Genomic DNA, 12,777 nt, shown 5'->3' on the forward strand with positions numbered 1-12,777 from the left:
TCATGAAACCCCTTCCCCCAGCGCCACCCCCTCCAGCCACCAGGCCGCCAGGTGGGAGACATCCGGCGCCTTGAGCAGGCTGAAATGGTTGCCCGGCCCATACCAGGTCCGTAGCTCACCGACATGCTGGCTCCAGCCGCGGATCATCGCCTCCTGCTCACGCTGGTTGCCGACGCTATCGAGGGTCGGGTCCTGCGCCAGCACCAGGCGGGCCACTCCCCGGTAGCGCTGCTGCGGTCGATAGAGGGTGCGCAAGGCGGTGGAGAAGGTGCGGGCCGGGCCGTGCATCGCCTCCTTCGCCGAGCGTGCCGACAGCAGGCCGACCCGCACCATGCCCGCCTGCAACTGCTCGAGCTGCACCGTATCGTCCAGCGCGGCAAAGGCCACGGGGTCGATGCCCAGCGACTTGCCCGAGGCAAGTTGCATGGCCTCGATCAGCCGTTGCAGGGCTGCGGTGGTGGTGTAGGGTCGGCCGACCACGCCGGTACCGCCAGGCGGCTCGCTGTCGATCAGCGTCAGTGACGCCACCTCGCGCCCGGCGGCCTGCAGGCAGACCGCCATTTCAAAGGCGACCCAGCCTCCAAAGGAGTGGCCAATCAGGTGCAACGGCCCGTGCGGATGGCTCTGCTCGATGGCCTGCAGGTAATGCCGCGCCGCGCTTTCGACCCGGCTGTGAGGTGCCCCGGCACCGTCCAGTCCCCGAGGCTGCAGGCCGATCAGCGGCCAGTCCGCGCCCAGCGCGTCGGTCAGGCCGATAAACCCGGTGACACTGTCCCCGGCCCCCGGCACGCAGAAGATCGGCGTCCGTCCCGCCCGCCCGGTCTGGATCGTCAACAACGGCTGGTGTGGCGCCGCGCGGGTCGCGGTGCCGGCAGCCATGGCCATGGCCGCAGCAATGGTGCGGCCCAGCTCACGGACATGCGGCGCCTGCATCATGCTCATATGGTCCCCCGACACCTCGATGCGCCGCAGGCGTTCGGCGGGCAGCACCTCGGCCCAGCCATGGGATTCGCTGCGCCGGGACAGTTCGGTCGGACGCTCGCGGGCGCTGAACAAGTGCACCGGCAGGTCGATCGGATGCAAGCGGTAATGGGCCAGAGCGTGACCGTGGGCCACTTCCCGATCCAGCACCGGCCACAGCTCCGCCACGCTGGCATCGGCCAGCGCCTGCGGCAGCAACTGCTGCTGCCGGCAATGTTCGAGCAGGTCGTCGAAGTCGATTGCCTCGCAGCCCTGCTCCAGTACCGCCAGTTGTTCCAGTACCTGCCGGTTGCCCCCGACCGTCGCCAGGGCCGTGCATTGCAGCAGCAGATGGCGTTTATGGGCATGCTCATCGGACCAGCGCGCCTTGCCCTGGTCGGTCAGGCGCGGCACATAGGTATCGATCAGGCCGAGGAACGCCACGACCTGGTCCTGCCCCAGCAACTGCTGGGCGATCTCGTAGGCCAGCACCCCACCGAACGACCAGCCGGCCAGGCGATACGGGCCCTCGGGCTGCACCGTCCGGATCACCTCCAGCAGGCGCGACGCCAGGCACTCCAGGGTGTCCAGGCGCGGTTGCCCCGGTGCCACGCCGGGCAGGCCGTAGATCGGGAAATCACCCTCCAGGTGCTGGCCCAGCGCCGGGAAGTACAAATCAGCGCCGCTGAATTCATGCACCAGGAACAAGGGTGGCTGGCTCCCCGTGCTGCGCACCACGACCCACGGTTCCACGCGCTCGGGCAGTGGCGAGCGCTGCTCGAGCAAGGTGGCCAGCGATTCGACACTGGCATGCTGGAACAGCTCGGCCAGGGTCACCGGCAGGCCGGCCTGCTCCAGCAGGTTGACCAGCCGTACGGCCAGCAGCGAGTGCCCGCCCAGCTCGAAGAAGCTGTCGTGACGGCCCACCCGTTCCAGCTTCAGCACCTCGGCCCACAACCCGGCCAGGGTGCTTTCCAGGGCATTGGCGGGGGCCTCGTAGACCCGACCGATCCAGGCCTGCGGCGTCGGCACCGGCAAGGCCTTGCGGTCCCGCTTGCCGTTGGCGGTCAGCGGCAGCGCGGCCAGTTGCACATAGGCCGAGGGCACCATGTACTCCGGCAGATGGCCCTGCAGATGGGCGCGCAGCTCGCCGATCGTCGGCGCCGGCGAAGGCTCCTGCGCGGTGTAGTAGGCCACCAGGCACTTGTCGCCCGGCGCGTCCTCGCGCAGCAGCACCCAGGTGTCCCGGACCCCGGGACACGTCGCCAGGCAGGTCTCGATTTCGCCCAGTTCGATACGGAAGCCGCGCAGTTTCACCTGGTCGTCGTTGCGACCGATACACTCCAGTTGCCCTTGTGCCGACCACCGCCCGAGGTCGCCGGTGCGGTACATCAGGCGGTCCGGTTGTGGGTTGAACGGGTCGGCGAGGAACTTCTCGGCCGTCAGTCCCGGACGGTTCAGATACCCCTTGGCCACCCCCTCGCCACCGATATAGATCTCCCCCGTCACGCCCACCGGCACCGGTTGCTGGCGGGCATCAAGCACATAGACGCGGGTGTTGGAGATCGGCCCGCCGATGGACACGCTCTGGGCATCCGCAGCCAGCGCCTTGACCTCCAGCGTGGTGGCGTAGGTGGTGGTTTCGGTCGGTCCGTAGCAATGCACCAGGCGCAACGCCGGGGCCTGGGCCAGCAGGCGACGGAAGACCGCCGGATCGGCCCGCTCGCCACCACAGAGGAGAATCCGCAGCCCGGCCAGGGCCTCGGGAATCATCTGCACATACTGGTTGAACAGCGCCGTGGTGACGAACAGGATGCTCGCCCCACCGGCACTCAGGGCCTGGCCGAAAGCGCTCGGATCGAGCAGGGTCTGGTGATCGATCACCAGCACCTCCCCGCCATTGAGCCATGCGCCCCAGACATCCATGGTGCTGGCATCGAACGCCGGGTTCGAGGCGAAGACCACGCGGTCGTGCTCGTTGAAGTCGGCATAACCGTTGTTGATCACCAGCCGGCTGATCGCCCGATGGGGCACCCGCACGCCCTTGGGGGTGCCGGTGGAACCGGAGGTGTACATGATATAGGCCACCGCCTCGGACGATTGCGCGATGTCCGGGTTGTCCTCGGACATGCCTTCCAGCACCAGGGTATCGAGCTCGATCCGCGCCGACGGATGCGCCAGCGTACACCCGCCATGGGTCAGCAGCGCCACCGCACGGCTGTCCTCGAGCATGAACAGCTGGCGCTCGGCCGGCGCCTGGATATCCAGCGGCACATAGGTCGCCGCGCACTTGCTGATGGCCAGCTGGCTGACCAGCAGGTCCAGCGAACGCGCCAGCAGGATCGCCACCGTGTCACCCGGTTGCACACCCTGGGCGATCAGATAATGCGCCAGGCGGTTGGCCCGGGCATTCAGTTCGCCATAGGCGACGACCTGTGCCCCGTGCACCGCTGCCACCGCGTCGGGACGGGCAGCCGCCCGGGCTTCGAACAACGCATGCACGGTGCGCTCGCGGGGGTACTCGCGTTCAGTGGCATTGAACGTCTCCAGCAACTGCCGTCGCTCGCTGTCCGCCAGCACCGCCAGGCTGCCGATGGCCAGTTCGGGCGGCTGTTCCAGGGCGACCAGCAACTGCTCCAGCAGCACATGCATGGCCTCGCACACGCGATGCGCGCCGATACCCGGTGGCGCCATGGCCGACAGCAGGAAGTCCTCGCCCAGGTCATCGACACTCAGGCTCAACCGGTAGTTGCTGCGCTCACGGGCCTTGAGCAGGCGGATGCCCTGCCAGGCCGTGGCTTTCTGCGCGGATGACGGGGTGGCTGCGGCACCGTGGCGATAGTTGAACAAGGCACTGAACAGCGGCGTATTCGGCGCTACGCCGCTGCAGCGCTGGACCAGGGCCAGCGGCGCGTGCTCATGGGCGAGCAACTGGGCCAGGCGCGCATGGGTGGCGAGCAACGCATCGCGCACGCTCTCATCGCCCAGGTCGACCCGCAGCGGCAGGGTATTGATAAACACCCCCAGGGCCCGCTCGGCGCCCTCACCACCTTGCAAGCGACCGAGCAGCACTGTGCCGAAGACCACCTGGTCGCGGCCGGAAAAGGCCCCGAGCACACGGGCAAACGCCAGGTGCATGAGGCTCGCCGCGCTGACACCCAACTGCCGCGCCTGAACCCGCAGGCGTCGACTCAGGTCACGCTCGACCGGACGCTGGCCTTCGTCGACCTCGCTGGCGTCCTCCTGCGTTTCACGCAGATCGAACGGCAAAGTCGGCTCGTCGATATCGCCCAGCATTTCGCGAAAGAATGCCTCGTGTTCCTGCTCATCGCTGCCCAGGCTCGCCTGGGCCACATAGTTGCGATAGGGCACTGCCGGCCCCAGCTGGTCGCCCCGACCCAGCAGGCAGGCCTGCAACTCGTGCTGCAGCACATCCAGGGCCACGTGGTCCATGACCAGGTGATGGAACAGCAACAGGGCGATGATCTCGCCACGGGCCGGGTCCCAGCAGTGCACCAGGCGCATCAGTGGCGCCCGGGTGATATCCAGGCGGTAGTGACGCGGGTCGAAACGCTCCTGCAGGTAGTCCAGGACATCGCCGCACGCGGCATCGGGCAGCAGCGCCTCGATGTCCAGCGGCGCTTCGCGCAACACCACCTGCACCGGCACTTCGAGACCGTCCCAGAGCATCGCGCTGCGCAGGATATCGTTGCGTTGGATCACACGTTGCAGGGCCTCGGCGAACGCTCGCAGGCGAGCCTCGTCGGCAAAGGCAAACTGCGCCTGCAGCACGTACGGATCGCCCTGGGTGGCCGCCAGGTGATGGTAGAGAATACCGGCCTGCAACGGCGCCAGCCCGTAGATATCCTGCACATTGGCGACACCACCGGGAATGCGGGCGACGATGCAATCGATGGCATCCTGGTCCAGATCCACCAGCGGCAGGTCCTGCGGGGTGATCCGCAGGCTAGACGAGGCGATGCGGTTGGCCGGCACCTCAATCTCGCGACCGCCGCCAACAGCCGCCGCGAAGGTCGCCAGCGTCGGTTGCCCGAACAGTACCCGGACATCGGCCGACAAGCCCAGCCGGCGCATGCGCCCGACCAGGTTGACCGCCAGCAGCGAGTGCCCACCCAGTTCGAAGAAGTTGTCATGGCGCCCTACCCGCTCGACCTTGAGCAGTTCGCTCCACAGCCCGGCCATCAGGATTTCGGTGTCGCCCAGCGGCGCCTCGTATTCGCGGCTGGACAACGCCGACGAGTCCGGGGCCGGCAGCGCCTTGCGATCAATCTTGCCGTTGGGGCTCAACGGCAAGGCATCGAGGTGCACGAACAGCGCCGGGACCATATAGTCCGGCAGGTTTTCCAGCAGGTGAACGCGCAGGACCTCGACAGCCAGCGCTTCGCCGGTGTAGTACGCCACCAGGCGCTTGTCCCCTGGCACATCCTCGCGGGCCACGATCACGGCTTCGTCGATGGCTGGATGGCGGACCAGGCGTGCCTGGATTTCGCCCAGCTCGATACGCAGGCCGCGAATCTTCACCTGATCGTCATTGCGCCCCAGGTACTCGATGGCGCCATCCGGCAGGTAGCGCCCAACGTCACCGGTGCGGTACATCCGTGCGTTGTCGAACGGGCTGAACGGATCTTCCAGGAAACGCTCGGCGGTCAGCTCGGGACGATTCAGGTAACCCCGCGCCACCTGCACCCCACCGATATACAGCTCGCCCACCACGCCCATGGGCACCGGTTGCCCTTGCCCATCGAGCAGGTACATCCGCGTATTGGCAATCGGCTTGCCAATCGGTGTGTTGTCCGGGGTCTGGGCCACGGAGCCCGAGCAATCCCAGGCGGTGACATCCACGGCCGCTTCGGTCGGACCGTAGAGGTTATGCAGTCCGGCCTTGGGCAACTGCGTCTTGAAGCGACGTACCACGCTGCCCGGCAAGGCCTCGCCGCTGCAGATCACCCGCTTCACTCCGGCGCACCGGCCCGTGTCGCCATGGGCCAGGAAGACATCGAGCATCGACGGCACGAAGTGCAAGGTGGTGATGTTCTGTGCCTCGATCACCTCACCCAGGTAGAGCGGGTCCTTGTGCCCCTCGGGACGGGCCATCACCAGGCGTGCGCCAGTGAACAGCGGCCAGAAGAACTCCCAGACCGACACGTCGAAGCTGAACGGGGTTTTCTGCAGCACCGCATCCTGCGCCGTCAGGCCATATTCGTCCTGCATCCACAGCAGGCGGTTGACCACCGCGCCATGCTCGTTCATCACGCCCTTGGGTTGCCCCGTGGAGCCCGAGGTGTAGATCACATAGGCGAGGTGTCGCGCGTTCAGCTCCGATTGGTCGGGACGGGTGACGGACAGGTCTTGCCAGGCATTGAGGCCCAGATCGACCACCGGCACGGCCACATCACCCAGCAACTCGCGGGTAGCGCCCTGTACCAGCACCGCCACCGGCGCGCTGTCCTGCAGCATGTAGGTGATCCGCTCCGATGGGTAGGCAGGATCGAGCGGTACATAGGCGCCGCCCGCCTTGAGAATCGCCAACAGGCCGATGACCATCTCCAGGCCGCGCTCGACACAGATTGCCACTCGCGCATCCGGGACGACGCCCTGCCTGCGCAGATGGTGGGCCAGCTGGTTGGCACGCCGGTCCAGTTCGCGATAGGTCAACTGATACTCGCCAGCGATCACCGCCACCGCATCCGGTGTGCGCTCGACCTGCGCTTCGAACATCCCGTGCAAGGTCTGCTCGAGGTGGTAGTCCACCTGCGTGGCATTAAGATCGAACAGCAGATGCTCGCGCTCCGCGTCATCGATCAGGCGTACCTGCTCCAACTGCGCCTGGTCATCGGCGACCATGGCCTGCAGGACACGAATGAAGTACCCGGCATAACGCTGAATCGTCGCCTCGTCGAACAATGCCGTGGCGTACTCCAGGGTGCCGCTGATGCCGTCACGCACTTCGCCGAGGCTCAACGACAGGTCGAACTTGGCGAAGTGGCTGGGCTCATTGAGCCCTTCGAGTTTCAGGTTGCCCAGCACCCCTTCGGCCCGTTCGCTGTTCTGCCAGGTCAGCAGGGTCTGGAACAGCGGACTGTGGGCGAGGCTGCGCAACGGCCGGGTGATTTCCACCACCTGTTCGAACGGCAGATCCTGGTGTGCCTGAGCCGCCAGCGTACGTTCGCGTACCTGGGCCAGCAACGCCTCGATATCCGGCGCGGCGGCCACCTCGATGCGCACCGCCAGGGTGTTGACGAACAGCCCGATCAGCGTCTCGACCTCGGCGCTCATGCGGTTGGCCACCGGCGAGCCGATGACCACCTCGTCCTGCCCGGACAGACGGCTCAACAACAGCGCCCAGCCGCTCATCATGGTCATGTACAGCGTGGTGCCATGGCGCTGGCTCAACGCCCGCAGTCCTGCGGTCAGGGCTTCGTCCAGCCAGACTTCGACACTGCTGCCGGAGAAGTCCTGCTGCGCCGGGCGTGCACGATCGGTAGGCAGCATGAGCAAGGCCGGCGCCCCGGCCAGGGCCTGCTGCCAATAGGCGCTCTGGCGCGCCAGCACTTCCCCCTCCAGCCATTGCCGCTGCCAGACGGCAAAGTCGCCGTACTGCACCGCCAGCGGCGGCAGCGGATCGCTTTCGCCACAGCTGAAAGCCGCATAGAGCGCCGCCAGTTCGCGCGTCAGCACGCCCATCGACCAACCGTCGGAGACGATGTGGTGCAGGGTCAGCAGCAGCACATGGTGATCGTCGCCGAGAATCACCAGGCGCCCACGAATCAGCGCTCCGCGCGCCAGGTCGAACGGTCCCGAGGCTTCGCCCTGGATCAACGCCTCGAGGGCCTGCCGGGCCTGGGGATGGCGGCGCAGATCCTCGATATGCAGCTCCAGCCCGGACCCGACCGGTTCGATCAGCACCTGGGGCACTTCATCATGCTCGACAAAACGGCTGCGCAGGGTTTCGTGACGCGCGACGATCCGCGCCAGCGCCCGTTGCAACGCCACTCCGTCAAGCTGGCCACGCAGGCGCAGGGCGACGGGAATGTTGTAGGCGGTATTGGCGCCCTCGATCTGTGCCAGGAACCACAGGCGCTGCTGGGCGAACGACAGTGGCAGCGGCTGGTCGCGGGGCACCGGCAACAGGGCCGGCAAGGCGCTGTGCCCGGCGGTTTCCAGAACCCGCGCCACGGCCGCCAGCTCGGGATTGGCGAACAGTTCGCCCAGCGACAACTCCCGCTGCAGGTGCAGACGCACCTGCGAGACCATGCGCATGGCCAGCAGCGAGTGGCCGCCCAGTTCGAAGAAATGATCGTGGCGACCGACCCGCTCGACCTGCAGCAACTCGGCCCAGATCCGCGCCAGGGCGGTTTCCAGTTGCCCTTGCGGCGCCAGGTACTCACGGCTGAACAGCGCCTCCCGGTCCGGGCGCGGCAAGGCCTTGCGATCGAGCTTGCCATTGGCCGTCAGCGGCAGTGCCTCCAGCCGCACGAAGGCCGCCGGCACCATGTACTCCGGCAACTGCGCGAGCAGGCGCGCACGCCAGTCGCCCATCGCCAGGGGCTCGGCCCATTCGCGGGCGGTGAAATAGGCGACCAGGCGCACCTGCCCCGGCTCGTCCTCGCGGGCCAGCAGCACCGCTTCCTTGACCCCCGGCAACTGATTCAGGCGGCTCTCGATCTCGCCCGGCTCGATACGCACGCCGCGCACCTTGACCTGGTCGTCATTGCGCCCCAGGTAGTCGAGCGTGCCGTCGGCCAGCCAGCGTGCCAGGTCACCGGTGCGGTACATCCGCGCCTGCGCCGTGTCGCTGAACGGATCGTCGAGGAAACGTTCGGCGCTCAGTTCAGGGCGGTTCAGATAACCGCGGGCCACCCCGGCGCCACCGACATACACTTCCCCGGCCACGCCCACCGGCACTGGCCGCTGTTGTTCGTCGAGCAGGTAGACCCGGGCATTGGCGATGGGCTTGCCGATATGCAGGACCTGCCCGGCTTCCAGGCGCCCGGAGGTGGCGACCACCGTGGTCTCGGTCGGCCCGTAGTTGTTGACCAGTGCGAAACGCGGGGGCTGGGCCAACTGCCGCAGGCGGTCGCCACCGATCAGCAGGGTGCGCAGGGTCGGGTGTTCGAGGCCCTGGCCGAAGGCGTATTCGGCGATCGGCGTTGGCAGGAAACTGACGTCCAGGGGCTGGGCGTGCCACCAGTCCAGCAGCGCATCAAGGTTGCCATGGCCGAGGCTGGCCGGTGGCAGATGCAGGGTCGCACCGGCACACAAGGCCGGCCAGACCTCCCAGGCCATGGCATCGAAGCCGAAGCCGGCGACACTGGACGTGTGGCTGCCCTGGTGCAGGTCAAAGGCAGCACAGTGCCAATGAACCAGGTTTTCCAGGGTGTGGTGCTCGACCATCACCCCCTTGGGCAGGCCGGTGGAGCCGGAGGTGTAGATCACATAGGCCAGGTGTTGTGCCGTCAGTTCCTGTACCTGGGGATTGGTTTGGGGCTGGTCCTGCCAGATCGGCCGGTCCAGGTCGATCAGGGGCATGCTGGTGTCGCCAAGCAACGTGCGGGTCGCGCCCTGGGCCAGCACTGCCACCGGGGCGCTGTCCTGCAACAGATAGGCCATCCGCTCCGGTGGATGAGTCGGGTCCAGCGGCACATAGGCGCCGCCTGCCTTGAGGATCGCCAGCAGCCCCAGCATCGTGTCCAGGCGGTTTTCCAGGCAGATCGCCACCCGCGAATCCGGGCGCACGCCCTGCGCCCGCAGGTAATGGGCCAGTTGGTTGGCCTGCCGGTTGAGCTCGCCATAGTCCAGGCGCCGTTCACCCATCTGCAGCGCCACGGCACCCGGCGCAAGTTCGGCCTGCCGCTCGAACAGCCGGTGCACGGTCTGGCCGACCGGGTAATCGGCCCGGTGGGCATTGAAATCGCGCAGCAGGTGCTCGCGTTCGGCGTCGTCGAGCAGGTTGACCTGGCCCAGCGTCGCCTGGTCATTGGCGACCAGTTGCTGCAACACCGAGATGAAGTAGCCGACATAACGCTCGACCGTCGCCGGGTCGAACAGCGCCGTGGCATAGGTCAGGTTGCCGGCCAGGCAGTCCCCGACCTCGCCGAGATTGAGCGCCAGGTCGAACTTGGCGAAGTGCTCGCTCTCGCCCAGGCTTTCCAGTTGCAGGTCGCCCAGGGCGAGCTGCTGCGGCGGCGCGCTCTGCCACGACAGCATGGTCTGGAACAGCGGGCTGTGGGACAGGCTGCGGGCCGGCCGGGCGATTTCCACCACCTGCTCGAACGGCAGGTCCTGGTGCGCCTGGGCCGCCAGTGTCTGCGCCCGGACCTGCGCCAGCAGCGCCTCGACGCTCTGCTCCAGCGCGGTATCGATACGCACCGCCAGGGTATTGACGAACAGCCCCACCAGCCCCTCGATTTCCGCCCGCCCGCGATTGGCCACCGGCGAGCCGATGACGACGTCGGTCTGCCCGCTCAGGCGTCCGAGCAGCAAGGCCCACGCCGCCATCAGGGTCATGTAGGCGGTGGTGCCATGGCGTTGCCCCAGGGCCTTGAGCCCGGCACTCAGGCGCTCGTCGAGCTGGAAGCCGACGCTGCTGCCGGTGAAATCCTGGCGCGGCGGTCGTGGTCGGTCGGTGGGCAGCGGCAATAACGTCGGCGCACCGGCCAGCGCCTGTTGCCAGTAGGCGCCCTGTTGCTGCAACAACTCGCCGCCCAGCCAGCGGCGTTGCCACACGGCATAGTCGCCGTACTGCAACGCCAACGGCGGCAAGGGGTCATCCTGGCCACGGCGGAAGGCGTCGTACAGCGCCATGGCCTCGCGAGTCAACACGCCCATCGACCAGCCATCGGAGACGATGTGGTGCAGGGTCAGCAGCAGCACATGGTGTTCATCGGCCAGGCGCAGCAAACTGGCGCGAATCAGGGGCCCGCGCTGCAGGTCGAAGGGCGCGACCCGCTCGTGACGGATCCGCGCCCGCAGGACCTTTTGTGCTGCAGCGTCCCCACGCAGGTCCTCGACCACCAGGTCGAAGGCCTCGCCGGCCGGTGCGATGTGTACCCGTGGCTCGTCGTCGTGCAGGACAAAATGGCTGCGCAGGACTTCGTGACGCACGACGATACGTGCCAGGGCACGTTGCAACGCCTCGCTGTCCAGGGACCCGCGCAAGCCCAGGCCGATGGGAATATTGTAGGCACCGCCCGCCGTACCCAACTGCGCCAGGAACCACAGGCGCTGCTGGGCGAAGGACAACGCCAGGCCCTCCTCGCGCGGCACCGCGAGAATCGGCGGCAAATGGCTGCGCCCGGCCCGGGCCACGGCGGCGGCCACCGCCAGCAACTCGCCATTGGCGAACAGTTCGCCCAGTGCCAGTTCCACGCCCAGGCGCTGGCGCACCTGCGACACCATGCGCATGGCCAGCAACGAGTGGCCGCCCAGTTCGAAGAAGTGATCGTGGCGCCCCACCCGCTCGACGTGCAGCACCTCGCTCCAGATCTGCGCCAGGGTCGTTTCGATCGCGCCCTGCGGCGCCTGGTATTCACGGGTGAACAGCGCCTCCAGTTCGGGCCTTGGCAGTGCCTTGCGGTCCAGCTTGCCGTTGGCGGTCAGCGGCAGCGCCGCCAGCTTCACATAGGCCGCAGGCACCATGTAGTCGGGCAAGTGGGCTTGCAGCCAGGCACGCAACTGCGCCATTTCCAGCGGCGCGACCTGCTCCTGCTCGATAAAATAGGCCACCAGCCGTGGCTGCCCCGGCTGGTCCTCGCGGGCCAGGACCACGGTTTCCTTGATGCCCGGCAACTGGTTGAGACGGCTCTCGATCTCGCCCAGCTCGATGCGCACGCCACGAATCTTCACCTGGTCGTCGTTGCGCCCCAGGTATTCGACAGTGCCGTCCGGCAACCAGCGCGCCAGGTCGCCGGTGCGGTACATGCGCGCCTGCGGCGCACGGCTGAACGGGTCGTCGAGGAAGCGTTCGGCGGTCAGCTCGGGACGGTTCAGGTAACCCCGCGCGACGCCGGCACCGCCCACATACAGTTCCCCCGCCACGCCCAGCGGCACCGGGCGCTGCTGTTCGTCCAGCAGGTAGATCCGTGCATTGGCCATCGGCTTGCCGATATGCAGCAGCTGCCCGGCCTCGACCCGGCCCGAGGTGGCGACCACCGTGGCTTCGGTCGGGCCGTAGTTGTTGATCACCTCGAACGACGGGTTCCTGGCGAAATGGCGCAGGCGGTCGCCGCCGATCAGCAGCGTGCGCAGGGTCGGGTGGTCGAGGTGCTGGCTGAACGCATGCTCGGCCACCGGGGTCGGCAGGAAACTCACGTCCAGCGGCTGGGCGCGCCACCAGTCCAGCAGTGCGTCGATATCCTCGCTGCCCTCGACGGGTGCCGGCAGGTGCAGCGTCGCTCCGGCGCACAGGGCCGGCCAGACTTCCCAGGCCATCGCATCGAAGCCGAAGCCGGCGACGCTGGAGGTGTGCCGGCCCTGGCGCAGGTCGAAGGCCGTGCAATGCCAGTCCACCAGGTTGCACAGGGTCTGGTGCTCGACCATCACCCCCTTGGGCAACCCAGTGGAGCCCGAGGTGTAGATCACGTAGGCCAGGTGTCGCGGCGTCACCTCGGGGCGCTGCCCGTGGGCAACGGCGTGCTCCTGCCAGAACGGCTTGTCGAGGTTGATCACCGGCACCGAAAGGCTCGGCAGGCGCGCCAGCAGGTTGTCCTGGGTCAGCACCGCCACCGGCGCGCAGTCGTCGAGCAGGTAACGCAGGCGCTCGGCCGGATGGGCCGGGTCGATGGGCACGTAACCAGC

The 12,777-nt window shown here is 67.6% G+C and carries 1 protein-coding gene (running past one end of the window); it reads right to left on the reverse strand.

The annotated features are described in order from the left end of the window. Positions 1–12,777: the 3' portion of a non-ribosomal peptide synthetase gene (locus tag KI243_RS19935; RefSeq protein WP_212809802.1), read on the reverse strand. The gene runs 1,908 nt beyond the window's last position; 12,777 of the gene's 14,685 nt are visible here — the last part of the coding sequence; its start codon lies beyond the right edge, outside the window; the stop codon is at positions 1–3.

The sequence above is a fragment of the Pseudomonas sp. Ost2 genome (assembly GCF_018326065.1).
In the GTDB taxonomy this organism is placed as follows: Bacteria; Pseudomonadota; Gammaproteobacteria; order Pseudomonadales; family Pseudomonadaceae; genus Aquipseudomonas; species Aquipseudomonas gingeri.